The organism is Idiomarina sp. 017G (assembly GCF_004362265.1).
GTDB classification, from domain to species: domain Bacteria; phylum Pseudomonadota; class Gammaproteobacteria; order Enterobacterales; family Alteromonadaceae; genus Idiomarina; species Idiomarina loihiensis.
This window is the reverse complement of the sequence record NZ_SNWT01000011.1, coordinates 1-24174: the sequence shown is the minus strand read 5'-3', so window position 1 is coordinate 24174 and position 24174 is coordinate 1. Positions and strand designations below refer to the sequence as shown.

General features: G+C 45.5%; 22 protein-coding genes. 2 read left to right on the top strand and 20 right to left on the bottom strand.

The genetic code is table 11. The features are described from left to right. Positions 1 to 34: 34 nt before the first annotated feature. The 11 genes from DEU30_RS12290 to DEU30_RS12235 form a co-directional block, all read right to left on the bottom strand. Entirely contained in the window at positions 35 to 2296 is a 2262-nt protein-coding gene (locus DEU30_RS12290; RefSeq protein WP_114982379.1) for a heavy metal translocating P-type ATPase, read from the bottom strand. Between the two features lie 79 nt (positions 2297 to 2375). After that, positions 2376 to 2834, bottom strand: a complete 459-nt coding sequence (locus DEU30_RS12285; RefSeq protein ID WP_114982380.1) for an ATPase — start codon at positions 2832 to 2834, stop codon at positions 2376 to 2378. Positions 2835 to 2861: 27 nt separating this feature from the next. Beyond that, the gene (locus tag DEU30_RS12280) at positions 2862 to 3233 is read right to left on the bottom strand and encodes a cation transporter (RefSeq protein ID WP_114982381.1); all 372 of its coding nucleotides are present in this window, start codon (positions 3231 to 3233) and stop codon (positions 2862 to 2864) included. A 58-nt stretch (positions 3234 to 3291) separates the two neighbouring features. Next, a complete protein-coding gene (locus DEU30_RS12275) occupies positions 3292 to 3630 on the bottom strand; it encodes a P-II family nitrogen regulator (protein WP_114982382.1) in 339 nt (112 codons plus the stop codon). A gap of 92 nt (positions 3631 to 3722) precedes the next feature. Further along, positions 3723 to 4100: a hypothetical protein gene (locus DEU30_RS12270; RefSeq protein ID WP_114982383.1), complete on the bottom strand. Its 378-nt coding sequence runs from the start codon at positions 4098 to 4100 to the stop codon at positions 3723 to 3725. 99 nt (positions 4101 to 4199) lie between these two features. Next, positions 4200 to 7325 carry an efflux RND transporter permease subunit gene (locus DEU30_RS12265; protein ID WP_114982384.1) on the bottom strand — a complete coding sequence of 1042 codons (3126 nt, stop codon included), beginning with the start codon at positions 7323 to 7325 and terminating at the stop codon, positions 4200 to 4202. Continuing rightward, positions 7318 to 8844, bottom strand: coding sequence for an efflux RND transporter periplasmic adaptor subunit (locus tag DEU30_RS12260; protein ID WP_114982385.1), 1527 nt, complete (start codon positions 8842 to 8844; stop codon positions 7318 to 7320). The genes DEU30_RS12265 and DEU30_RS12260 overlap by 8 nt, the downstream gene beginning before the upstream one ends. A gap of 1 nt (position 8845) precedes the next feature. Continuing rightward, the gene (locus DEU30_RS12255; protein WP_227016389.1) at positions 8846 to 10135 is read right to left on the bottom strand and encodes a TolC family protein; all 1290 of its coding nucleotides are present in this window, start codon (positions 10133 to 10135) and stop codon (positions 8846 to 8848) included. A 659-nt stretch (positions 10136 to 10794) separates the two neighbouring features. Further along, a complete protein-coding gene (locus tag DEU30_RS12245; RefSeq protein ID WP_227016390.1) occupies positions 10795 to 12429 on the bottom strand; it encodes a PepSY domain-containing protein in 1635 nt (544 codons plus the stop codon). Between the two features lie 8 nt (positions 12430 to 12437). Next, positions 12438 to 13169: a membrane protein gene (locus tag DEU30_RS12240; RefSeq protein ID WP_006956236.1), complete on the bottom strand. Its 732-nt coding sequence runs from the start codon at positions 13167 to 13169 to the stop codon at positions 12438 to 12440. A gap of 66 nt (positions 13170 to 13235) precedes the next feature. Then, positions 13236 to 15941 carry a TonB-dependent receptor gene (locus tag DEU30_RS12235; RefSeq protein ID WP_114982388.1) on the bottom strand — a complete coding sequence of 902 codons (2706 nt, stop codon included), beginning with the start codon at positions 15939 to 15941 and terminating at the stop codon, positions 13236 to 13238. 388 nt (positions 15942 to 16329) lie between these two features. On the opposite strand from DEU30_RS12235, the gene DEU30_RS12230 reads away from it, so the two are divergent. Then, the gene (locus DEU30_RS12230; RefSeq protein WP_114982389.1) at positions 16330 to 17076 is read left to right on the top strand and encodes a MauE/DoxX family redox-associated membrane protein; all 747 of its coding nucleotides are present in this window, start codon (positions 16330 to 16332) and stop codon (positions 17074 to 17076) included. A 26-nt stretch (positions 17077 to 17102) separates the two neighbouring features. Here the strand turns inward: DEU30_RS12230 and DEU30_RS12225 are convergent, their stop codons facing one another. The 9 genes from DEU30_RS12225 to DEU30_RS12185 form a co-directional block, all read right to left on the bottom strand. Further along, positions 17103 to 18413 (bottom strand): APC family permease, encoded by a 1311-nt coding sequence (locus DEU30_RS12225; RefSeq protein WP_053954064.1) that lies wholly within the window; start codon positions 18411 to 18413, stop codon positions 17103 to 17105. A 21-nt stretch (positions 18414 to 18434) separates the two neighbouring features. After that, positions 18435 to 18869: a nuclear transport factor 2 family protein gene (locus tag DEU30_RS12220; protein WP_114982390.1), complete on the bottom strand. Its 435-nt coding sequence runs from the start codon at positions 18867 to 18869 to the stop codon at positions 18435 to 18437. 17 nt (positions 18870 to 18886) lie between these two features. Beyond that, positions 18887 to 19735 (bottom strand): CopD family protein, encoded by an 849-nt coding sequence (locus DEU30_RS12215; RefSeq protein WP_227016391.1) that lies wholly within the window; start codon positions 19733 to 19735, stop codon positions 18887 to 18889. After that, a complete protein-coding gene (locus DEU30_RS12210) occupies positions 19732 to 20082 on the bottom strand; it encodes a copper resistance CopC family protein (protein ID WP_011234483.1) in 351 nt (116 codons plus the stop codon). The genes DEU30_RS12215 and DEU30_RS12210 overlap by 4 nt, the downstream gene beginning before the upstream one ends. 26 nt (positions 20083 to 20108) lie before the next feature. After that, the gene (locus DEU30_RS12205; protein ID WP_114982391.1) at positions 20109 to 20852 is read right to left on the bottom strand and encodes a copper resistance protein B; all 744 of its coding nucleotides are present in this window, start codon (positions 20850 to 20852) and stop codon (positions 20109 to 20111) included. 11 nt (positions 20853 to 20863) lie between these two features. After that, positions 20864 to 22627 (bottom strand): copper resistance system multicopper oxidase, encoded by a 1764-nt coding sequence (locus DEU30_RS12200; RefSeq protein ID WP_114982392.1) that lies wholly within the window; start codon positions 22625 to 22627, stop codon positions 20864 to 20866. Further along, positions 22617 to 22835 (bottom strand): twin-arginine translocase TatA/TatE family subunit, encoded by a 219-nt coding sequence (gene tatA, locus DEU30_RS12195; RefSeq protein ID WP_114982393.1) that lies wholly within the window; start codon positions 22833 to 22835, stop codon positions 22617 to 22619. Before tatA ends, DEU30_RS12200 begins: the two co-directional genes overlap by 11 nt. A gap of 2 nt (positions 22836 to 22837) precedes the next feature. Continuing rightward, positions 22838 to 23329 carry a DUF411 domain-containing protein gene (locus DEU30_RS12190; protein ID WP_034732809.1) on the bottom strand — a complete coding sequence of 164 codons (492 nt, stop codon included), beginning with the start codon at positions 23327 to 23329 and terminating at the stop codon, positions 22838 to 22840. Positions 23330 to 23395: 66 nt separating this feature from the next. Continuing rightward, positions 23396 to 23740 carry a hypothetical protein gene (locus DEU30_RS12185; RefSeq protein WP_114982394.1) on the bottom strand — a complete coding sequence of 115 codons (345 nt, stop codon included), beginning with the start codon at positions 23738 to 23740 and terminating at the stop codon, positions 23396 to 23398. A 75-nt stretch (positions 23741 to 23815) separates the two neighbouring features. On the opposite strand from DEU30_RS12185, the gene DEU30_RS12180 reads away from it, so the two are divergent. Further along, entirely contained in the window at positions 23816 to 24016 is a 201-nt protein-coding gene (locus tag DEU30_RS12180; RefSeq protein WP_006956255.1) for a hypothetical protein, read from the top strand. The last annotated feature ends 158 nt before the right edge of the window (positions 24017 to 24174 follow it).

The window sequence follows — 24174 nt, the reverse complement described above, 5'->3', positions numbered from 1 at the left end:
TATTCTCCTGAATACGACACAGTTAAAAGATGCATTAATGTTTCTTGGCTTTAAAAAAGCGTAACCGGTTAGCGTTGCTCACTACCGTAAGCGAAGAAAAAGCCATTGCTGCACCTGCAATAACCGGACTCAACAGCATTCCAAAAAATGGATACAGAACGCCTGCGGCAAAAGGAATACCTGCCACGTTGTAAATAAAAGCACCAAATAAGTTTTGCTTAATGTTGCGTAGTGTGGCCTTGCTTACCGCGACCGCATCGGCAAGCCCGTGCAACGAGCCACGCATCAATGTAATATCAGCACTTTCAATAGCGACGTCCGTGCCCGTACCAATAGCAAACCCCACATTGGCAATAGCCAACGCTGGCGCGTCGTTGATACCGTCGCCTGTCATGCCAACGATTTCGCCTTCCATTTGAAGTTCCTGAACTTTTTCCGACTTTTCTTCCGGTAAAACCTCAGCAAAAAACTCTTCAATACCGGCTTTTTTAGCAACAGCTTTTGCAGTTGCGCGATTATCGCCAGTCAGCATCACTACCCGCATGCCATTGTCCTTCAAACGTTTAATGGCAGCGATAGAGTCTTCTTTTATAGGGTCGGCTACAGCGATGATTGCGGCCAGCTGGTTATCGACAGTTAAGTACATAGGCGTCTTAGCTTCGGTAGCCAGAACTTGAGCTTTTTCGACAAAATTACCCAAGTCGATATTACGCTCACGCATCAATTTTTCATTACCAAAAAGAAGTGTTTTACCTTCTACTTCTGCCTGTACGCCATGACCCGCAATGGCGCTAAAATTAGAAACTTTTCCTGTTTCAATACCTTTTTCCATAGCTGACTCAACTATCGCCTGTGCCAAAGGATGTTCAGAGCCTGATTCAAGCGTCGCAGCAAGGCGTAATACCGTCTGCTCGTCATACTCACGCGCCACTAACACATCAGTGACCTTAGGCGAGCCCAGAGTAATCGTGCCTGTTTTATCCAGAATCATAGCCGATATCTTTGACGCAGTTTGTAGCGCTTCACCATTACGAATAAGCACACCCGCTTCAGCAGCTTTCCCCACACCCACCATCACCGACATAGGGGTAGCAAGACCTAATGCACAGGGACAGGCGATAATCAGCACAGTAGTAGCCGATACAACTGCGAAAGCTAACGCGGGATCTGGGCCAAAATTGAGCCAAAACAATGCGCTAGTAACAGCAATAATCATAACGACGGGGACAAAATAGGCGGAGATGACGTCAGCCAGACGACCTATCGGAGGTTTGGAGTTTTGAGCACGTTTCACCATGTTAATAATTTGAGCAAGAGCAGTGTCCTTTCCTACACGTCTCGCTTTGAACAAAATGGAGCCGCTCTTATTTATCGTCCCTGCTGCAACAGTATCTCCGACCGCCTTTTCCACAGGCATTGGCTCCCCTGTTAACATGGACTCATCAATGGCCGTGTGTCCTTCAGTTACCTCACCATCCACAGGAATCTTTTCACCGGGGCGAACACGTACCACATCATCTTTGAGCACCTCTTCAATAGGGATATCCAACTGTTTATCATCACGGACGACACGAGCTGTTTTAGCTTGTAAGCCAATAAGGCGCTTTATGGCTTCGGACGTACGCCCCCGAGCCTTCAGTTCAAGTGCCAGCCCCAAATTGATCAATCCAATAATCATAGCGGATGCTTCGAAGTAAACATGACGCGCCATCTCTGGAACCAGATGCGGAACTAACACAACAACCATGGAATAAAGCCAAGCGGTTCCCGTACCAAGTGCAATCAACGTGTCCATATTCGCTGAATGGTTTTTAAAGGACTGCCAGGCACCAACGAAAAAGTGTTTACCAGAAAAGTAAAGTACGCCCAAGGTCAAAATTCCCACCAGTAGCCATACTAAACGTTCTGTGGTGGTGGTAACCGTCATTTCGCCAACGAAAAGGCTGTAAATCATCAACGGCACACCTAACGACAACGCAACGGTCATTTCACGCATCAATCGCTTATAGTAAGCCCAGTCGGCTTGTTCTTTTTCTGCCAACGCATCATCTTCACTTTCAGAAGTGGCTACTTTAGCGCTATACCCCGCCTTCTCTACCGCTTTCACTAAAGCGCTCGGATTTGCTGTTCCAGTCACACTGACCGTTCGCTGTGCAAAGTTCATCTCTGCATTTTCCACGCCGGATACAGACTTTAATGCACTCTCGATTTTGCCAACACAACTCGCGCAACCGGCTCCCTCGATAATGAGTTCCTCAATGGAACTACTACGAACGTCTTCAGTTTTTACACCCATACCAGTGCTCCTTATTTACGGGAAACCAGCCAAGCAACGGCTACTTCCCGCAAAGTACCAACGATAAAATTTTCACTCACTACATATCTGAAAATCGATTCGCAGTTTGCACCATTCGTTTAATTTCATTTTCTTCAACGTTTTTTACCGTCTCTAACAGCTCTTTTGCGCTGTCAATATCAACACGGGAATATAAGTGCTCATAAAGCTCTATGACTTGCTCATGATGGTTTACAATCTTCTCCATAATGTGATCGGTATCTAACTCTTTAAAAGGCGAATCGCAGTGCCCATGCTCAACGATGGGGTGTTTCCCAATATAGTCATAACACCAAGTGTCTAATGCATTCCGGTTTGCTGTATTCCTGAAGCCGTCGACCATTCGCGCTAAGCTCGCTTCATGACCCGACACGTAGTTTAGAATCATCCGAGCTCGTTCATCTTGGTTCTGTTTAGAGCAGTGAGTGACACACTCCTTTAGGTTTTTGTGGAAATCAACGGTCCAACTCAACACATCTTTGATTGTTTCTATTTGCATTTTTGACTCCTTACCTATAATTAAACGTTACTTTCGTTTGTTCTTGGCACCTGGCGGACTTCTGTGACAACTCCACGGTGTATGCTCCGCATTATCCTTAATATTTTGATCAATAAATTTGTAGTATTCCTCTTTCAAATGAGTCCACCAGCCATTATTTATTTCAATACCAAACTTTCCGAGCTTTCCCTCTATCACGTTCAAATCGACTTTAGAGGCATCATAAGCGACCGATAACAAGTTATGTTCAGAGTCGTAGGCAACGCTATCAAGACCAACCAAGAGATCGATTTCGTTAATCGCTTCGCGAACTTCTTTCACACTCTCAGTGTTTAGCTTTAACGTGCGATTGACTAAGTTAATTTCACGCACTCCGGCTCTATGATCGTTAGTTGACATCAGTACTGTCCTATTTATTAAAACTATTAATATACTTCAGGTCGATGTTGGCGCGATATTAGCGTTGTAACGAGAGTTCTTTATCAGTCGCTGCTCGTTTGTCGTGAACCCAAATCAATTCATCGATTGGCGAGATAGAGACTAATCCCTCGTTAGGTACCCCAGTATGGGCCGCTTCAACTACCAAAAACGCAACGTCGCGCGCGTCATCACTGTTCACATAAACTTCGAGCTGTACGTGATCAACTAAGTGATCATCGTTATAACTATCAAAGTAGTAACCTCGTCCTCGCACGGGAAACAACGTAAAGCCGCTAACGCCACAACCGACCAGAGCCTCTTCCACTGCGTCTTGTCGCAATTGATCAAAAATAGCAGTTATTTTAGATAGGTTCATATATCCTCCTACACGCCTTAAGTCCCTTAACTTAGGGGCGCATACGGCATGATTAAATTTCGAAAAAAGTATTACTTGAAATTTAGCAGGCGCTATTTCGGAGGATAAAAAATATCAAAAGACATTTGCTTAACGTTCCCTTCATATGACAGCGGGAACTGCAAATAGCCAGTTGACTTTATGGGGAAATTGAATGGGATTAACACTAAAGGAGAGCTTGCAGAGTTGCACTCCGCATCCATTAAACATGTATCTGCAGAATCTGTTAAACAGTAACAGCACGTTTTACTGGCAGATTGTTCATCGCCATCACAGTGCATGTTGTTTTTTCTTTCGTTTGCAACATCCGTCTGATTAACGTTGATTACGTGCTCTGCGCTGGAGGCAGTATTATGGGCAGGAGCAGCTGGGAAGGATAGCTGAATCACTATTCCCAGCATAAGCACAACTAACAATTTTGTTTGAACCATATGTGTTCTCCCAACCCCAAATTTTAACCTAGCATACTTATTAGCGCACACCATTGATCTTAATCAATGGTGTGCAGCTCTTAACCAAAATAATCGGTCTTATACACACTTAACCTTCTGCCCGCGCCACAAGTAGTAAACAGCGGGTAACACTAGCAAGGTCAGAATAACAGCGCTTATCATTCCTCCAACCATTGGGGCGGCTATTCTGCTAACCACCTCAGCGCCAGTCCCTGTACTGAACATGATAGGCAATAGACCAGCGATGGTAGAAACCGCCGTCATCATAACGGGACGAACACGAAGCCCAGCCCCTTCCATTACAGCGCGAGAAATGCCGTCTTTAGTCAAAGCTTTACCTTGCTCTAACTGGCCTTGTTCGTATTCATTATAGGACTGATTAAGGTAAGTCAGCATTAATATCCCTATTTCTACAGTAACCCCCGCTAGCGCGATGAAGCCAACCGCTACCGCAACTGAGAAGTTATAATCTAAAAGATACATCAGCCAAATTGAGCCGACCAACGCAAGAGGCAAGGTCCCCAGTATGATCGCGATTTCCGTAGCATTTCGAAAGTTCATATATAAAAGAACGATAATAATCGCGAGTGTTAACGGAATAACGTAAGTTAACTTTTCCTTGGCTCTTTCCATATATTCGTACTGCCCGGACCAGGTGACTGAATACCCTGCAGGCAACTCAATTTTTTGATCTACGACCTTCATTGCTTTTTCAACATAAGTGCCGACATCAACACCCTCAATGTCGACAAAAGTCCAGCCATTGAGCCTTGCGTTTTCGCTTTTAATTGCCGGCGGTCCGAGTTCGACGTAGACATCAGCTACATCCGCCAAACTAATGCGCTGTCCATTTGGCGTAACTAAAGGTAGCTTTTTTAATTCTTCCGGCGAATCACGGTAATCTTGAGGGTAGCGCAAGTTTATTGGGTATCGTTCAAGCCCTTCAATGGTCTCTGAAACATTCATTCCACCAATAGCCGTGGCAACAACCTGCTGAACATCCTCAATGTTCAAGCCATAACGTGCAGCCTGCTCCCTTTTTATGTCAACTTTGACATAGCGTCCACCTGCCACTCGCTCTGAATAAACAGAAGCCGTACCATCGACATCTTCAAGTATTGTTTCAAGCTGCTGGCCGATCTTCTGAATTTCATTAAGATCAGCTCCGGCAACTTTTATACCTACCGGCGTTTTGATACCTGTCGATAGCATATCAATGCGAGTTTTAATGGGGTAAACCCACGCATTTGTCAGCCCCGGAAACTTTACAAGCGCATCCAGTTCTTTTTTCAACTTCTCAGTGGTCATACCGTCTCGCCACTGATCTTTCGGTTTCAGTTGAATAAAGGTTTCAATCATCGTTAAGGGTGCCGGGTCGGTGGCGGTATCTGCTCGGCCAATTTTGCCAAAAACCGTCTTCACTTCCGGTACTGTTTTTATTAGCTTGTCGGTTTGCTGTAAGAGCTCTCTTGCTTTACCAATTGATAACCCCGGATAGGTAGTTGGCATATACATCAAATCGCCCTCATCCAAATCTGGAATAAATTCACTACCAATTTTGTCAATCGGCCAGATACCGACGGCCAGGATAACAAGCGCTCCCACAACTGTTGTCTTTGGGTATTTCAAAATGCCTTTTAAAAGCGGTTTATACCCGGCGATCAATAACCGGTTAAGCGGGTTTTTTCCTTCAGGTGTTACTTTTCCTCTGATAAAGTACCCCATCAACACAGGGATAACGGTAACCGCTAACGCTGCACTGGCTGCCATTGCATAGGTTTTCGTGAAAGCAAGCGGAGAAAACATCCGTCCTTCCTGTGCTTCTAAGGTGAACACCGGCATGAAGCTGACGGTAATAATGAGCAAGCTAAAGAAAAGTGCAGGGCCTACCTCTGAAGCAGAGGCCGCAACCACCCGCCAGCGGTTCTCTGGTGTCAGTGGCGTTTTTTCCATATGCTTATGCATATTTTCAATCATGACTATGGCGCCATCGAGCATAGCCCCAATAGCAATTGCGATCCCCCCAAGCGACATAATGTTCGCGTTAATTCCCTGCCAATACATAACAATAAACGCGGTTAAAATACCCAAAGGTAAGCTGATAACAGCAACCAGCGAGGAGCGCACATGAAAAAGAAATATGACACAGATAAACGCGACAATCGCGAGTTCTTCGATTAAACTTTTCCAGAGACTTTCCACGGCATCCGAGATAAGCCCCGAACGGTCATAGACAGTGACTATATCGACACCCTCTGGTAGCCCAGATTTTAATTCCTCCAACTTTTGTTTAACGCCATCAATCGTTTTTTGGGCATTCTCTCCGAAGCGCATTACAACAATGCCACCGACTGCTTCTCCTTCACCGTTGAGTTCGGCTATACCACGCCTCATTTGGGGGCCCACGCCCACATCAGCAACATCTTTAAGCAATAATGGCGTGCCATTTTCATCAACGCCAAGCGGAATACTCTCTAAGTCTGACACACCGTCAATATAGCCTGAGGCCCGAACCATATACTCAGCTTCCGCCATCTCAACCACCGAAGCCCCCACTTCCTGATTGCCTCGCTGGATAGCATTTTGTATGTGAGCAAGGGGAATATCGAATGCGCGCAGCTTCTCCGGATCAACTTTCACCTGGTACTGCTTTACCATCCCGCCCAGGGCAGCAACTTCCGAAACTCCTTCGACCGTTTGCAGTTCATACTTTAAAAACCAGTCCTGCATACTGCGTAACTCACCCAAATTGTGATTTCCCGTACGATCAACCAAGGCATACAAATACACCCAACCAACCCCTGTTGCATCAGGGCCTAATTGTGGTCTTGCATTAGAAGGCAATGTGGGAGCAACCTGAGATAAATATTCAAGCACTCGCGAACGTGCCCAGTAAGCGTCCGTATCCTCGTCAAAAATGACATACACATAGGAGTCGCCGAAAAACGAATATCCACGAACGGTTTTAGCTCCCGGCACAGACAACATAGCTGTCGTTAATGGATAGGTCACTTGATCTTCTACTACTTGCGGCGCTTGACCCGGATAGCTGGTTTTAATAATCACCTGGACATCCGACAAGTCCGGCAGGGCATCTACTGGCGTATTCTTGACCGCAAAAGCACCAACACCCACGAGGATTAATGTCGCCAGAAGAACGAAAAAACGGTTGCTCACTGACCATCGAATGACTGACTTAATCATGGCTATGCTCCTGCTCTGTCACTTGTTCTTGCTCAGGAATATGAATAGATGTGAGCTGGTACCGTTGCTCGCCGACTTGCGTTATCTCCGCATGCAAGGATAAACCCGTGCTAAGCTTAGAAAGTTCAACATCAGACGCAACATCGAAGTCCATCGTCATTGCAGGCCAGTCCCACTCAGAAATCTCACCGTGCTCCAGCGTAACCATCGAGTGCTGAGGCATAACACTTTTAACGGTTGCTTCAACCCAGACAGCTTGGGCTGCTGAGTCACTTGACATGCTGCCATGGCTCTCGTTATCGGCATGAGTGTCATGTTGCATGCGCTTAAAGTCAGAGGATTTACTGGACTCAGAATCAATCAAAAACTGAGCTGAAGTAACGATGTCATCACCTGCCATAAGACCCGATAAAATTTCAACTCGCGAGCTCCCTAACCGCCCAACGTCAACATTAACTGATTTAAATTTCCCATCACCCAGTGCCAGTACAACTCGGTTCGAACCACCCATTCGGATAAGCGCTTCTTTAGGGATGATTAAGTTTTTGTCGCCTAAACCAGCCTTAATGTTAAGATTCGCAAACATGCCCGGTTTTAAAAAACCATCTGGGTTGTCGAAGTGAATTCGAACTTGTCCCGTCCGAGTTTTAGGGTTAAGCGACGGATAGACGTAATCAACCTTTCCTTCCCAGTCTTTACCCGGAGCATACTCAAGATCCATTTGAACTTTATTACCTACCTCAACTTGGTTCAGTTGCCGCTCAAAGACTTCTGCAATAACCCATATTTTATCCAGTTGGGCGATCGTCATTAAATTCATACTCGGCTTTACAAACGCACCTTCACGCACAGTCAGTTTATCCAATACCCCTGACTGCTTTGCTTTTACCGTAATTGTTTTCTGAATTTTATGAGTCTCTTTTAACTTCTTAATCTCAGATTCAGAGACTTGCAGGGCTCTTAAGCGTTCTTCAGCAGCGTCTATTAGAACCTGATTACCTCGCTGCGAGGCCAGTACAAGCTCCTCTTGAGCATTAACCATTTCCGGGGAGTAAATACTGTATAAAGGTTGGCCTGCTTTAACCGAGTTACCGACCGCTTTTACAAAAAGGTTTTCAATCCAGCCTTCAACACGAGGGCTTACTGTTAATACTCGGTTCTCATCAAACTGAACATAGCCAACTGTTTCGATATCCAGGTTGAGTCTCGAGGACGTGACGGTTGCAGTTGTAACCCCAAGGTTGTTAATAACATCGGGATCGATTCTCACAGTACCTGGTGAACTCTCTCCCCCATCATCGCCATAGAACGGAATAAGGTCCATCCCCATTGGAGACTTTCCAGGCTTGTCTCTGCGATAATTTGGATCCATCGGAGCCACCCAATATAACGGCTCTTTTTTGGCATTATCCGATGAACCAGCGGAGCCCGCAGTTGACTGCATTAAGTAGCCAATAGCGCCAGCGCCAACCGCAAATCCTACAGCTAAACTTATAAGAGATTTAGTGACTGTTTTCATTTTAAACTCCTGAAAATAATAAGTAGTTTGCTTCGGCAATCAGCTTTTGGCGGTTGATGGCGATCGCTAATGCATCAATTTTTGCGTTGACTTCCGCAATCTGTGACCGTACCGCCTCGGCAAAGTCGCCATCATCATTGTTGTAGGCAGTCAATGCGGCTTCAGACTGGGCGGACATTTGTGGAAGTAGCTCTTCGTGATATAGGGCAGCACGTTCATTCAAACGGTTCAGTTGTAAAAACGTACTGCGTAAATTGGCTATTAACTGCCTGGCAACCAATAACTTCTCAGTTTTTTTCGCTTCCGTTCTAAACTTTGCTGAGCGTACCTGCTTATCCTGTTTGTTATCAGTAAATAAAGGGACATCGAACGTAACCCCGGCTGACAGCAAGTTGGCACGGTCATTGCCGCTTGGATCGTCGTTTCTATGGCCATATTTCAGATTGGCTGACCATTGCGGTTTATAACCTTGCTGAGCGAGCTCGACAGACGTATCCGACGCCAAAATGTCTTGATCGGTCGCTTGCAAAACCGGGTGTTCTTTTATCAATTCGTACAAGGCTTGTTTCGGTATTGTCGAAGGTGATAGCAATGTCTTCTTCAGCGTAAGACTCGGAAGGTCATCCGGTAACCTTGATTTCGCTATAACACCTATCCATTCCGACAGTTCGCTTTGAAGTCGCTCCTCTTTTTGTCGCAGTAATGTCAACCGATCATCCAGGCGTGTAAGTTCAAGTTGGGCTCTAATAACATCTTGCTGCCGTGCTTTTCCCTCGGTACTGGTATAACTCGCCTTAGCGGTTGACACTAACTGTTCAAAAAGCGCTCTATCCGATTCAATCAAGCGGATACTTTGCTGAGAGAAAAAGACATCTAACCACAACTTAGTGACCGTTGTTTTGACTTTAGCAATGCGATCCGCTCTCAAAAACGGTTGTTTTTGAGCTAATTGGTTTTTCTGCTTACGAGACAACGATAAAGTGTCTCCTCTGGGAAATGCTTGTGAAACACCGACGACTAACTGGGTCATCCCTTCCTGTCTTGAACTAAAACTGTCAACAGGGAAACTGGCAGCCGTGAATGATATTTTAGGGTCAGGCAAACTGGAAGAGGCTATCGCTTCACTCGCGAATGCCTCTTGGGTTTGCTTACTTGCCGTTAACCAAGGATCTTCTTGTACAGCGATACTCACTGCTTCTTGCAAATTCAAAAGTGGCTCTTGTGCACTAACAACATTTGGCACTACTGCAGTCAGAACACCTAAATAAGCCATTCTTCTTAAAAGTTTCATATTGTTACTCTCAAAAACTGTGAATTTTTAGATTCAACACAGACCAAGCTATGAATCAGAGCGTAACGAGGACGACGATCGGCGTCGTAACAACAATGAGCGAACCAAAGCTTATAGCTGTGCTTTTACCTGAGCGATAGACGCGCCAGGATCGAGAAATCCCGTATTTTTAAGAGTGGATTGGGGGGCGGAAAAGCGAGAGTGAGTGTTTTTCTTTAATATTCGTATCTAAGAATGAGGTTGCGTTAAAAAGCAGCTTATCAACAGGCGGAACCGTCGATTGCTCAGAATAAACGACAGTAATTGACGGACTGTAACAATGTCGCATCATTGAATCAGAGCAACAATTATCGGTAAGAGAGTGCGACACTTCGCAATCAGCAAGATCACAAACCTGCTCAGTAGAATCGTGCATACAGGCCTCTTCCGTACTGATAGTTTGTGAAAATGACATTGTTGTTACTGCCAATAGCAATAGAGCAATGATTAAACGATACATGCGAAGTTCTGCTGTAAAAACATGCTTGAAGTATATATCTTTTTGCTGATAAGGATCAATCAATTAAAAGAGGTACTCATAGCGAGGTAGTCAATCCAGGTGGCGATACGACTACTATATCACCACCCAGATTTACGACTAACTTAGGCGATTTTAAAGTCTAAATACCAAAGTCATCGAACTTTATGCGCTCTCGCGGAATACCAAAGTCAGCAAGAGACTTTAACGTTGCTTCTAGCATCGGCGGAGGACCACACACGTAAATATCTAATGTTTCTTTGTTTTTGCCGGCCAACCACTTCATTGCGGTTTCGTGCACAAAACCAGTTGGTCCAGTCCAGTCATCCGACTTGGCGCTCTCAGAAAGAACAGGTATATAGGTTAACCGCTCTTCTCTTTCAAACTCGTTTCTATAACAGAGTTCCTTTTCATATCGAGCACCGTAAAAGAATATGCAACGACGAGGAGAATCTGCTGCTAATTCACTTTGTATTAACGCTCTTAACGGTGCAACACCTGCGCCGCCTCCGATAAAGACTTGCGTGTAATTATTTTGTTTCGTCAGCTGAAAGTCACCAAATGGTCCTACAGCATCGACACTCGCACCAGCCTCCAGGTTACATAGGTAGCTTGAACCGATACCTGGGGGAATCCCTTCGCTTGGCGATGGCAGCAGCCTTATGTTAAATACAAACCGAGTCGGGTGAGGCCGCGTAGCAACCGAGTAATGCCGTGACAATATTTCGTTTATATGTGGAATACGGAACTGCATAAATTGCCCGGCTTCATAACTAACGGGGTCTGAACTTACAAAAGTAAGCTCCATAATGGATGGAGTGAGTTGCCGCTTTGAATCAAGTGTTAAAGCAATATCATCGACTCCGACATTATGCAGCTTAACGTCATAATTGGATGACGTTCTGTGTTGACAAGATAGGCGCGTTCCTGCTTCTAATTCGTTGGCGCTCAATAACGCTTTATCAGCTGCTTTCGGGCTGGGTATATTGCTGCCTTGCAGTGTCACTTTACATAACCCACAGGTACCGCCTCCGCCACAATTACTCGCAATTGGTTGCCCTTTCTGCTGAAAATATTCTAGCCACGTTTTCTTACGTTTTGGATTAAAGTCACCGTTAGTAATATTTCGGCCTAAGAGAATTAAACCGGATAATGAAAACCAAAGAGCGAATAATCCAGCACTCCATATCAATAGATGATTAAAACTTCGACCGCCCGTGTAATCCATAAAGTGCAGACGAAACGCCCAGTCAGCGATTGTCCATGGCGTATTACGATGTTCCACAACCCGGGATGACGCTTCATCGATATATATTCGGGTATTAAGATCATCCTCGATATCAATGCGGAATCCTGAGGCATTCCAGCCATTCACTTCATCGCTTCCCTTGACTCTTTCAACCCTTTCAACCTGGCCCGGTCCATTGTAGCTATTCAGCGCTAGCTGAGTCGCCAAAGCTTGGTCCGTAGACCACCGTTCACCGGTATCTGCGTTGAAGTAAAGCAAACGTCCATCTGGCAGAGACACCTGATACTGACCTACCCCGGCAACACTGACCAGTTCAATGGAGTGAGCTAAGGGGAATCGTTGATGCATTTCAGTAACATCGATTTGAGGCGCTATTTTTTTAAGTGGGGGTTCAGAGTTTTTTGAGACCATATATTGGTGGCCTGACATTCCGTGATGTCCGGTTAAGCTAAAAAATAACCCACTCACTAGCCACAAAGCGACTTGAATCACTAAAACCAAACTCACCCAACGATGAAGCCATTGCATAAACCTTATCATTGAGCACCCCCAGTCGATTTTCTCTTAAACGTAATCGTATAAAAAAGCAGGACAGTGCCCGTTATCATTAAAATAAACGTACCGATAATAAAGCCCTTTAACCACCAGGTCTCGATATCCACACGCTCGTCGTAGTCCATTATGTGTAACATCCAGGCGATATCAAACCCCCGCCAAAACGTATGTCGCTTTACCAAAAGCTCCCCGGTCGTTTCAGATAAATACAGACTGGTATTACCGAAATCGTCATAATTTACCTGCCAAATCGGTAACAAAGCACCACTCACTTCTGTTGGTGGGTTATCAGTCATGTAAACGACCGATTCAATAGCGTCGGGATCCTTCGTGTAATATTGATTCGCTAACTCTTTAATGTGTTGTTCGGTTATATCAATACGCTGCAGCGACTCCGCATTAACTAAAAACGCTCCCTCGTTACTCTCTATTTTATACACCGGCTGTAACTTCTGATTCAGCCATACGCTTTTTAACGACGTTTTTCGTGTTTCTGGATAGCGGCTCAACAGGTCATTTAAGCTTGATATTTCAACACCTTTCGGTATTGGCTGGCTTATATCCTGAACTAAGTGATCACCATGAATATAATCCAAATCGAAGAACACCATGTAAGCGCCACTGATTGTCCAAATAACCATTTGCAGGCCAAAAATCAAAGATAGCCAACGATGCCAAACTCGCCAGCTACTGGAGCGTTTCTTTTGAGTCATACCCTACCTCAAATTTAATAAAAAAAAGCTGCCGCTCCCAGGGAAAAGCGACAGCCAGTCTAGTCTTTAAAAGCTGTAACGTACCTTCAGATATAACTGACGGCCTAACAAGTCATATGTCATAGTGTCAGTATTGGCGTCCGTCCAACTTTGAATATAAGGCGGTTCTTTGTCAAAAAGGTTATTAACACCGCCAGTCACGCTCAGTTTTGAATTTACGAAATAAGTTCCCTGCACGTTATGATAGAAAACACTGGGTGCTCGGGCTCCAATATCTCCCGGAGCAGCATTAATGTCATCGGCAGGTCCAATGTACTGGACGGAGTAATGTACACGCCAGTCCTGTTTCATAAAGGTTCCCGAAGCGTTTGAACGCCAATGCGTATAACTCCCTCTACCGCCAGTAATATATCCGGCATACTCAATTTCATCCGCACCAACGAAAGGCGCAAATGTATACTCATTTAGGTAACTGACATTCCAACTGAAGTCACTTTTCCAACCCAGCAGCTCGGTGTTATAAAACAAAGCCGTATCAATACCCGACACATTTTCAGTTGCGGCATTGGTGGGTTGAGCAGACAAAAAGTTAATATCGCCAGTTAAAGAATCTCTCGTGAAATGCTCCGGACTGCAAAATGGGTGCGATAGATTTTCTGAGTTATAGCAGACAGACAGCTTCGTTGAACCGGGAATTCTTTGGATAGCATTCTCAATATCAATATCGTAGTAATCAACCGTCAATTGTAAATTGTCCGCCGAGCCGATATCCCATACGAAACCAGCAGTGAAAGTATCTGCGTCTTCCGGTTTTAAATCTGGGTTCCCACCAACAGTGGTAAGCACTGTTGCACCAAATTGTTCATACCCTGCAGGAACGCCGTCTGCTTGACAGTTTGCCGCCACAGTTGGGTTAGCGCCGGCTTGATCCCATCCGTCACACGGGTCTGTTGTTGTCAGATTTCCTTCAGCAACACCACCGAAGAGTTCAGGTATGTTTGGAATACGAAAAGCAGTTGACTGAGTCGCCCGCACTTTCAAAGCATCCGATACACGCCAGTGAACGCTCGCTTTATAATTTCCATCACTACCAAAGGTGTCATAATCACTGTAACGATACGCTAAATCTAAATTCAACGACTGAATCAGTGGTAAGTCCGCCAGCAACGGTAAAGAAGTCTCAGCGTAAACTTCATCAACTGTATAGCTCCCTTCTATCGGGTCCGCCTGATTGGTATTCATAATGCCAGCAACAATTGATGAATCCGGGTTTCGCCAACCTTTCTCTTTTCGGTGTTCGACACCAAAAGCGACAGGAACCCATCCAGACGGCATTTCGAATAGGTCGCCGGAAATATTCGCTGTCAATGAACGCTGCTCGTTACCACCGTTGTCCGTCGTCCGAAACATAATGTAGTCCAAAGCTTCCTGAGACAGGTCTCCGTAACCCAACAAGTCAATACAGGGAATACCGTTGGAGCCACAAGTATTCGGATCTAGGCCCGCAGATAGACGCTGCATATTGACGATATTGGTCATACCGTCAATGGCGGTATTACGGCCATAGTTATAAGCAACTTCCCAATTCCAACCAGCGCCCACAACACCGCTCAACCCGACAACCGTTCTGAACGTATTAACATCTTGAAAGAACGTTCTTGTTCCACCTTCTAACAAACGACGACCTTCAAGCCGAATTGCTTCACCCGTTGGGTTTGTTGGGTGGCTGGCATCAAACTCAATACCTCTTATAGTTCCGGGCGTAGCCAATTGGTCTGACGTGCGGTTGTTGTATAAAACTTCGGTAAATGCCGTCGTATCTGACGAAAGTTGGTAATCACCGAAAACAGAGAAATTCCAGTTAGTGATCGGGTTGACCGAGTTCAAGTAGGGAAAAGATGCAGAATTGTGCTTCTCTGAGCTGTACGGTTCGTAAAAGTCCCCATCGCCGTCAGCGTCTTGGCTGAAGTTGATCCTATCACCTGCATTTGGTCCCGTTAATATCGTTGCACGGCCTCCAATGGTACTTGAACTTCCAATACAATCTAATTGACCGGGTGTTATTTCACTCAAAGCACAGCCGGCTTGATCAGCCATATTGACCTCATCGGAAGACCGGTAGCCTAGAGTCGCCATTATGCGACCTTTGTCGCTGCTGGCGCCAAAGATCATGTTAACTTTACGATCTTGGCCCTCACCGTCATCTGTCGAGCCCAAGCGCCCTTCTATAGTAAAGCCGTCATAACTTTTACGAGTGATGATGTTGACCACACCTGCTACAGCATCCGCACCGTATATCGCTGAAGCGCCGTCTTTCAGTACTTCGATACGTTGGATCATTTCGACAGGTATCATATTTAAGTCGACTGAACTATTAGCACCGGTCCCACCATTTACAACACGGCGGCCATTCAGAAGCACAAGTGTTCGGTTAATGCCCAGTCCACGCAAATTAACTTGAGCGGTACCATAGCCATTACCTGTCCAATAAGCATTGCTCTGACTGCCAGCAAAACCAGCGGAGGCTGACATTCTCTGTAAAATCATTTCTACCGAGGTCATTCCCGATACTTCAATATCTTCCGCCGTAAAAACCTGAACAGGAGCAGCACTTTCGGCTTCGATTCGCTGAATTCGCGAACCGGTCACCGTGATTTTCTCAACGTTTTCGGCTTCAGTATCACCAGGCCCTGACTGAGCCCAAACGGTTGTTGTATTAAAGAGTGCCGCAGATACGCCTATAGCGACAGCAGACTTAAGTAACTTTTGCATTTTGTCACCTCGATTAAATTATAATTATTTTACTTTCCGATTAGACTTCGTACTGCCATCTAAGTTGTTTATACAACCTTCAGAATAGAAACCTTAGGATTTTAGTCAAGCTAAAAACGATTAAAGTTGTATAAAAACCCTTTAATAGCAAAGCTTATAGAGGTTGTATATTCAACTTTAAGTTATCCTCATGTATCAATAATCTTTTAAAATAAGCTCTTCAAGATAGCTAGAAAAGCAATAAAAAAAGTTGTCCACTTTTTTCAAAATAAAAATAATTTTTCATTTTTAATGAATTTTTACCCTCTTCTGATTATTGATGCTTTTAATCTTTTGCCGACTATAATGCGTATATAGATGTACCATTTTTAAGTAAGGAGACGTCACTATGAGTCAATCAACTCAAAAAGCCACGCTTTACAGAATGTCGACACCTGACCACCAATGCCCTTTTGGTTTAAAAACCAGGCACTTACTTAAAGCCAACGGTTACGATGTGGACGACAACCTGTTGGAAAGCCGAGAAGAAACCGACAAATTCAAGAAAAAGCACGACGTCGATACCACTCCACAAGTGTTTATTGGTGATAAACGTATCGGTGGGTACGAGGAGGTTCGAGCCTTTCTTGGAAAGCCTCTTCCTGACCCTGACGCAACCAGTTACCGGCCCGTTATTGCATTATTTATTATGACGGCACTCCTCTCTGTAGCCACGTCGTGGTTGTCTTTTGGTCGCGTATTTACCGTACAAACCATCGAGTGGTTCATCAGTTTCTCTATGGTGGTTCTGGCCTTGCTCAAACTCCAGGACGTAGAGAAATTCTCTACCATGTTTCTCAATTACGATCTTCTCGCCAAAAAATGGGTGCCTTATGGCCGTATTTACCCCTACGCCGAAGGCTTGGCGGGTCTGTTAATGGCTGCGGAATTTGCTCACGTCATTTCCATCCCTATCGCGTTATTTATCGGCATGGTGGGCTCTGTCTCGGTGTTTAAAGCCGTTTATGTCGACAAACGCGAGCTAAAATGTGCCTGTGTCGGTGGCTCCAGTAATGTGCCGTTAGGCTTCATTTCGCTCACTGAAAACCTCATGATGGTCGCTATGGCTGTCTGGATGTTTTTTACAATGAACTAGAAAAAGAGCGCTATGCGCTCTTTTTCTTAACGCTTTTTACGTAAAAACAAAATCTCACCAGCGGCAATCAATGCCATACCGATAAGAGACGCCCAAATCACCAGCGGATCGCTCGTCCATTTCACCCATATAAAAGCGACTAAAACGATGACGTCTAGCGTGATTGCGCTGACAAGTATGTAAATATTGGCATTCACCTTTTGCCTTAGATGCCGTAATACGCCCCAGTGGATCGCAATGTCCGTCACGATATAAAAAATAGCGCCCAGTGACGCAATTCGACTCAAATCGAAGAATGCCGCTAAGATCATAGCCATAACAATGGTGTAAACCAGCGTATGCTTCTGAATGGAACCTGGCATGCCAAAATGACTGTGTGGAACAAGCTTCATATTGGTCAACATGGCTAACATTCTTGAAACGGCAAACGCGCTGGCAATCACTCCTGATACCGTTGCTACAATTGCAAACGCAACCGTCACCCAGAGTCCAGTTTCACCGTAGACGGGTCTGGCTGCTTCAGCAAGCGCATAGTCTTTCGCTGTCACAATCTCATCAATCGACAAGCTCGAACCAACGGCCAGGGTGACTAGCACATATATTAGCGCGCAGATAACCAGCGAAATAATAATGGCACGCCCGACATTTCTCTTAGGCTCAACAATTTCACCGCCACTATTGGTTATTGTTGTAAACCCTTTGTACGCAAGTATGCTTAAAGCAATCCCCGCTAAAATACCGCCACCCGTAGCTTCTTCTGGAATAGCCGATATCGATTCAAACTGAATGCCTGAGGCCCACAAACCACCAGCCGCTAAAATGACCAACCCTAAAGTCTTAACAAAGGCCATAAAAAACGAGAACGTTTGAATAAACTGATTACTCAAAATATTGATAAAAAACGCAAAGACCAGCAAACCCACCGCCAACAAAGGGATAAGCCACTGCGCTTCAAAAGAAATTAACTGGCTGGTATAAGACGCAAATGTCCGAGCGACTAAACTTTCATTAATCACCATAGAAAAGTACATCAAGAGTGCGAATATCGCCGTCACACTTCCTTTTCCATAAGCTTTACTGAGGAACATCGCAATACCGCCCGCTGACGGATAGGCTTTCGCCAACTTAACGTAAGAGTAAGCGCTAAAGCCGGCAATGATACCGCCGCACACAAACGCCAGGACAAACCACTCTCTTGCCAGCTGAGCAACTTGTCCGGTCAGTGCAAAAATACCAGCGCCAATCATCACACCAGTCCCCAGCGACACCGCCCCCCAAAGACTAAGGCTTCCTTTCTGATAATCCTGATGTCCGTGTTCATGATCGTGTTCTGCCATAATCAGCTCCTGTGGTTGACGTTAGTTGGACCAGTGAATCCGGATAATTTTCCAGCCAGACTCCGGGGTATGTGAAACGGTTACAGTTTCATTCATCGTTAAATCAATCTCACGCCCGTTGTACGCCCCGGAAATACTATATCGAGAAGTGATCACAGCAAGGCCATCGGCTTCTTGTACTGTCCTTTCAAGCAACTGTGAAGGAACCGCCTGGCTAAACTTAATATCTGACTTAAGGTGATGAGCACTGTACTCGGCCAAGGATCGTTCAACACCACCACCTTCAAAGATAAGCACATCATCGGAAAGCACGTCTTTAACGACTTCCGTGTCACCTTCAGTCAAAGCCGTTCGAAACCTATCAAGCACAACTGTCGGTTCAGATACTTCCTCGGCACTACTAGGCGCTGAAATAAACAGCACCGAAACCATAAAAACACTCATGAATAATTTCATTCTTATTATTCCTTACATTAACTAGGGGAAAACGCGCTGCTTAGCGCAGAGGCCAGGGTAAAAATAGTGACAGCCAATACCATTTCCGCCGTTATGGAGTTTTTGAGTCGCTTGGCGGCCGCGTTATCATTTAATTGCGGTACGAACTTTAATTTATGCAATGCGGCAACAAGGAGAATCAGCGCCACAAACACAAGTTTCGCTAGTAGTACCGTGTCATACGACGTAAGCGGCAGCTCTGGCATCCATCGCCCTGTTGCACTACGATACATAACCAAGCCCGCAATAAGGAGTATTGGAACCGCTGCAGACATATGCACACCAAAACGCTCCATAATGGCTTTCGCTTTAGCAAGCGGTACCGACGTTGCCAGCTTTCGCAATGAGTTAAGACTGCCGAACCAAACCCAAGCGACTAACAAGTGTGTTAAAAGCGCTAGCTTTCCCCACCAGACGGCGTCACTGCCGTGACCAATACTTAAAAAGCTCCATCCCATGAGTCCAATGGCGACAACATATAGCACCCACTTTATACGTTTTAGCTTAACAACGGAGTAAACAATCCAAGCAATAGCAACCGCTATCTGAAGTTGGATGAACAACCCAACAGGGCCGGTCCATATAAACTGCATGTAGGTCGTGTCAATCATGCCGGCAAAGCCTTCAGCAGCAAAACTACCGACTTTCAGAAAAAAATACAGAAGGCTTGCCAGTAATAGAAGCAACGCAACAAGGCTATTCTTTCGTTCAGACTGCTTTTTTAAACCGGACAAATAAACGATATAAGGCGAGGCGGTCATCACCGCGTTAAGCCAGAATATAAAGGCCAACGTTAAAACGCTGGCCACACTCCAAAGGGTCATCATTTCACCTCAAAGCTAAAATCACCCGATATTTTATGACTGTCCCCACCCATTGCCGTCCAATAAACCGTATAACCACCTGACGCCAAATTGTTTTTAACAGCAATTTCGTACGCTGCTTTGGGAGTCATGCTCATCGAAAAGTCCAGCGGATGCATTTTACCGTCATCTGAGTGCAGCATAATTTTAGCCAGACGAACATCACCGGAAAAATTCATCGTAATTTCCGTTGGTGACTCGGACAAAGTCGCACCGTCCTCCGGGCTACTGGATGTTAGGCCGACGTGAGCGCTGGCCCATGCACTAAAAAATAACGTGGTACCGAAGGCTAACTTAAGTATGTTTTTCATGTTGTTTCCTCTTTGTTTATTATCAATTAAAACCAAACTCTGGCCCCAAGGACCACGCCTGTTTCTGTGGTGTCCTCACCCATTCGTTTCATTTCATCTGCCGTGTTGCCTAACGCGCCGTTCCAATAAACACCAATGTAGGGTGCAAACTCACGACTGATTTCGTGACGATAACGCAACCCCACACGCAAGTTGCTCAAGCCACTTTGCCGTTCATATTTGTCTGAATCTGTCAGGTTGGCTGTAAACTCAATGCGAGGCTGTAAGTACGATGTTTGTGTGAGCTGCCACTCGTACTCAGTTTCGCTAACAAATTGGACGTCGCCTTCTTCATTCACCATCAACGAGTTCTCCATTTCAAACCAATACGGAGCCAGCCCCATGAAGCTAACAACGGCATAATTTTCCATAGAGGCATTGGACGATAAGGAGCCTCGCGTACCAACACCGGCCTGAAACGACCAAAACGGAGACATCAGGTAGCCGTATAACAACTCAGCACGTTCCAAGTCAGTGGGCTCTCCGTCATCTTGAATATTTTCCCCCTCACTTTTGAAGACAAACCGATGATAATCACCACCGTACCAAGCAATCATGTCCCAGACGGCTAGGTTCTCTTCCTCGTTGGTTCGCGTTAACTCCAACCGATCGAACAGTACTTGCCCGGTGTAATATTCTTTGACGGGTTCAGGCCAGTCCTCTTTCGCATGTCCGGCGACTGCTAAACCTGGCAACAACGCCGCACCCACTAATAATGATTTATCGTACATAATTGTCCTCCTTATGCGACATTGACCACACGGAACATACCCGCTTTCATGTGATACAACAGGTGACAGTGGAACGCCCAACTACCCGGCGCGTCTGCCGTTATCAATAACGACACTTTTTCGCTCGGCTTCAGGCTAATCGTATGTTTGCGTGGGCGTGGATACTGTCCGTTTTCAAGTTCCATCCACATACCGTGTAGGTGTATGGGGTGGTCCATCATCGTATCGTTTACCATCACCAACCTCAGTCGTTCTCCATGATGAAACTGAACCGGGCCATCCACTTCGGTAAACTTCTGACCATCAAAAGACCACATGTAACGCTCCATATTACCCGTTAAGTGCAGCTCTATCTGTCGTTCGGGCTCCCGCGTATCCGGCCATTCATTCGCGCCGACCAAGTCGGTATACACTAAGACTTTATGATCAACGTCTTCCAATCCAATCCCGGGTTCATGCAAACGGCTTACCGGGTTTGTAGCAATCATAGCCGCCCCGGCGCCATGTCCGGACTCACGGTGTTTGATTTTAATGTTTTCGACCGGGAGCTCTTTTTTGTGTGTCATTTTATGCGTCATATGGCTGTTATTGCCGCCCATATGCTTCATATTCATGCTATTGCCTTTCATATCACCGGACATCGCCATCGCTCCCATGCCCATAGCGGCCATGCCTCGCTCAGGAACTTGCCGTAGTTCAGGCACTTCAGCCTCAAGACCAAGTTCCGGCGTTAATGTACCTCTGACATAACCACTTCGATCAAAGCTCTCAGCATAAATAGTGTAAGGCTTGTTTTGCTTAGGCTGGACAATTACATCGTAGGTTTCCGCCACACCAATGCGGAACTCGTCAACTGGCACTGGCTTCACAGGCTGCCCGTCAGCGGCCACTACCGTCATCTCCAATCCAGGGATTCTTACGTCGAAGTAACTCATTGCCGAACCATTAATGATACGCAGGCGTACTTTTTCACCAGGCTTAAACAATGCTGACCAGTTCATCTGTGAATCGCGGCCATTCATCAGGTAGGTATAAGTACTGCCCGTCACATCCGCAATATCACGGGGGCTCATTCGCATTTGCCCCCACATTTCTCGTTGCTTCCAGGTTTTCTCTAACCCTTGCTGTCGCACGTCCTCGAAGGTCTCAAATATCGTACGTTTTTGATAGTTATAGTACCCCTCCGCAACTTTCAAGTTACGAAACACGGTATCCGGATCTTCGAATGTCCAGTCGCTGAGAATAATGGTATGTTCTCGATCAGCACCAATGTCTCCGTCTTTCGGTTCAATCACTAACGGCCCCAGGTGTCCCAATTGCTCCTGCAAACCGGAATGGCTGTGATACCAATAAGTTCCGTTTTGCTCGACATCGTAGCGGTATTTGAACGTTCGTCCTGGCTTTATCCCTTCGAAAGATACGCCAGGCACGCCATCCATATTCTCCGGCAATATAATTCCGTGCCAGTGAATTGACGTGTCTTCCGACAACCGGTTAGTCACATTTAGCTTTGCTCGCTGCCCTTCTTTTAAACGAATCAAAGGGCCCGGCATTTGGCCATTGATGGTTATTGGTGCTCCTACTTTATTTCCCACGAGCAGTGGGGACTTTGCAATGGTCAGATCAATCTCATCGTTTGTCAGGATCTGATCTTTAAAACTGCGTCCCTGAGGAGCAGCCCAAGTTGGGGCTACTTTGGCGATTGCTAAAGCAGACGCCACAGTGAATGCAGATTTAATAAACTTTCGACGCCCTTTGTTAAACTCATTGCTCATTATGACGCTCCTCTTTTGAGGTTAAATTTTGATAACGTTGAACGTTCTGTTCCTTACCAGACGGCTCATCAGAAACCGATGATTTAAACCCTTTAATCGCACTACCAAGATCGGAGCCCAGGGTTCGTAGCTTTTTGCTACCAAAAAGAAGAATGACAATAACTAGTAAAATTCCTAGCTGAACCATACTCAAGCCGCCAAAACCCATATCTAAAGCCCTCCATTTGAGAGTGCTTGCTGCTGCTCTAAACTTGCTATCTGCTTATAAGGTGTAATTGAACCGTCCTCTTTGATTTCATAGACCGTATACGGTTGAAACCGAGTACCCATTTCCATACCAACAGACCCTACCGGCATGCCAGGAACAGTTAATCCAATGCCATTGGCTGACTTTTTCCCAGCTAAATAATGAGAAACCAATGTAGGAGGAACGTGCCCCTCAAAGACATAGCCATTACTAGAAATAGCGGTATGACAGGATTGGACCTCGGCACTAATACCGGCATCACGTTTTCGTTGGGTCAAGTTGTTCGGATGTTGTACGGACACACTAAAGCTATCCGGTAAAGCTTGTAACCACTTTTCACAGCAACCGCAGTTGGGATCTTTTAGAACGGTTAGTTGCTGCTCTTCTACATCGGTTGCAGATACAGACACGGAAAATAGCATCGCCAAAACAGCGATATTGCGTTTGATAGACATAATTATTCACCGATTAATAAGTTTTAAGGAAACACGCCGAGCGTGTGTTAAATTTCTAGTAACTTATTAAGCGGTAATTATTGGAGGACGGAATAAATTAGACGCGTGTTTAGCACGAATGGAGGTGTCAACGGGCGCATCGACTTTGGCAGAGAGGTTAACTGCAGCGGCATTAACCGAAGAAGACTGTCCGACAAATAAAACCGAGCCGCCGGAGCAATGCCGAATGGGCATGTCAGCACAGCACGAGTTGTGCTTTTGCGTCTCATGCTCGCAATCGTTTGTGTCGGCTTCGTACATCATGCTGTGCTGCATTTGGCTGTTATCATGACATGCGTGAGCTTCTGCCGTTTGCGAAAACGACATCGACACCAATAGCACTGTCATTAATAACAGAATTCGAATTAGCACGAGCACCCTGCTTTTTGCAATTTAATAAACTACAGTCTACCGTCATTTTAACGCATGTCAAATAAGGAGCAGATAATGATGAATCACGAAATGTTCGCAGGTATGGGCTTTCTATGGATGCTGATTGTGGGAGCTATTTTTATTGTTCCCGCATGGCGTATCTGCCAACGAGTTGGCTACCCTGGTCCATTGGGTCTTCTGATTGTTATCCCTATCGCAAATATCATTCTTCTTTACTTTATAGCGTTCGGCCCATGGAAAAATGTTGATAAATAGCTAATTCACTTTAACCAAAGCAACAAGTATAGCTTTTCATCTCTGATCAGAAGCACGAATTTATGGGTATACGGATTTAATGGTTGATGGGGCACCTTCACCCCATCAATCTGATACCACCCTCAGATGGTTGATAGATCGACTCCGTAGTTGAGTTC

What these genes read in the sequence shown, in the direction of transcription:
- DEU30_RS12290 (WP_114982379.1), bottom strand. Translation starts at nt 2,296, where the DNA reads ATGGGTGTAAAAACTGAAGACGTTCGTAGTAGTTCCATTGAGGAACTC.
- DEU30_RS12285 (WP_114982380.1), bottom strand. Translation starts at nt 2,834, where the DNA reads ATGCAAATAGAAACAATCAAAGATGTGTTGAGTTGGACCGTTGATTTC.
- DEU30_RS12280 (WP_114982381.1), bottom strand. Translation starts at nt 3,233, where the DNA reads ATGTCAACTAACGATCATAGAGCCGGAGTGCGTGAAATTAACTTAGTC.
- DEU30_RS12275 (WP_114982382.1), bottom strand. Translation starts at nt 3,630, where the DNA reads ATGAACCTATCTAAAATAACTGCTATTTTTGATCAATTGCGACAAGAC.
- DEU30_RS12270 (WP_114982383.1), bottom strand. Translation starts at nt 4,100, where the DNA reads ATGGTTCAAACAAAATTGTTAGTTGTGCTTATGCTGGGAATAGTGATT.
- DEU30_RS12265 (WP_114982384.1), bottom strand. Translation starts at nt 7,325, where the DNA reads ATGATTAAGTCAGTCATTCGATGGTCAGTGAGCAACCGTTTTTTCGTT.
- DEU30_RS12260 (WP_114982385.1), bottom strand. Translation starts at nt 8,844, where the DNA reads ATGAAAACAGTCACTAAATCTCTTATAAGTTTAGCTGTAGGATTTGCG.
- DEU30_RS12255 (WP_227016389.1), bottom strand. Translation starts at nt 10,135, where the DNA reads ATGAAACTTTTAAGAAGAATGGCTTATTTAGGTGTTCTGACTGCAGTA.
- DEU30_RS12245 (WP_227016390.1), bottom strand. Translation starts at nt 12,429, where the DNA reads ATGCAATGGCTTCATCGTTGGGTGAGTTTGGTTTTAGTGATTCAAGTC.
- DEU30_RS12240 (WP_006956236.1), bottom strand. Translation starts at nt 13,169, where the DNA reads ATGACTCAAAAGAAACGCTCCAGTAGCTGGCGAGTTTGGCATCGTTGG.
- DEU30_RS12235 (WP_114982388.1), bottom strand. Translation starts at nt 15,941, where the DNA reads ATGCAAAAGTTACTTAAGTCTGCTGTCGCTATAGGCGTATCTGCGGCA.
- DEU30_RS12230 (WP_114982389.1), top strand. Translation starts at nt 16,330, where the DNA reads ATGAGTCAATCAACTCAAAAAGCCACGCTTTACAGAATGTCGACACCT.
- DEU30_RS12225 (WP_053954064.1), bottom strand. Translation starts at nt 18,413, where the DNA reads ATGGCAGAACACGATCATGAACACGGACATCAGGATTATCAGAAAGGA.
- DEU30_RS12220 (WP_114982390.1), bottom strand. Translation starts at nt 18,869, where the DNA reads ATGAAATTATTCATGAGTGTTTTTATGGTTTCGGTGCTGTTTATTTCA.
- DEU30_RS12215 (WP_227016391.1), bottom strand. Translation starts at nt 19,735, where the DNA reads ATGATGACCCTTTGGAGTGTGGCCAGCGTTTTAACGTTGGCCTTTATA.
- DEU30_RS12210 (WP_011234483.1), bottom strand. Translation starts at nt 20,082, where the DNA reads ATGAAAAACATACTTAAGTTAGCCTTCGGTACCACGTTATTTTTTAGT.
- DEU30_RS12205 (WP_114982391.1), bottom strand. Translation starts at nt 20,852, where the DNA reads ATGTACGATAAATCATTATTAGTGGGTGCGGCGTTGTTGCCAGGTTTA.
- DEU30_RS12200 (WP_114982392.1), bottom strand. Translation starts at nt 22,627, where the DNA reads ATGAGCAATGAGTTTAACAAAGGGCGTCGAAAGTTTATTAAATCTGCA.
- tatA (WP_114982393.1), bottom strand. Translation starts at nt 22,835, where the DNA reads ATGGGTTTTGGCGGCTTGAGTATGGTTCAGCTAGGAATTTTACTAGTT.
- DEU30_RS12190 (WP_034732809.1), bottom strand. Translation starts at nt 23,329, where the DNA reads ATGTCTATCAAACGCAATATCGCTGTTTTGGCGATGCTATTTTCCGTG.
- DEU30_RS12180 (WP_006956255.1), top strand. Translation starts at nt 23,816, where the DNA reads ATGATGAATCACGAAATGTTCGCAGGTATGGGCTTTCTATGGATGCTG.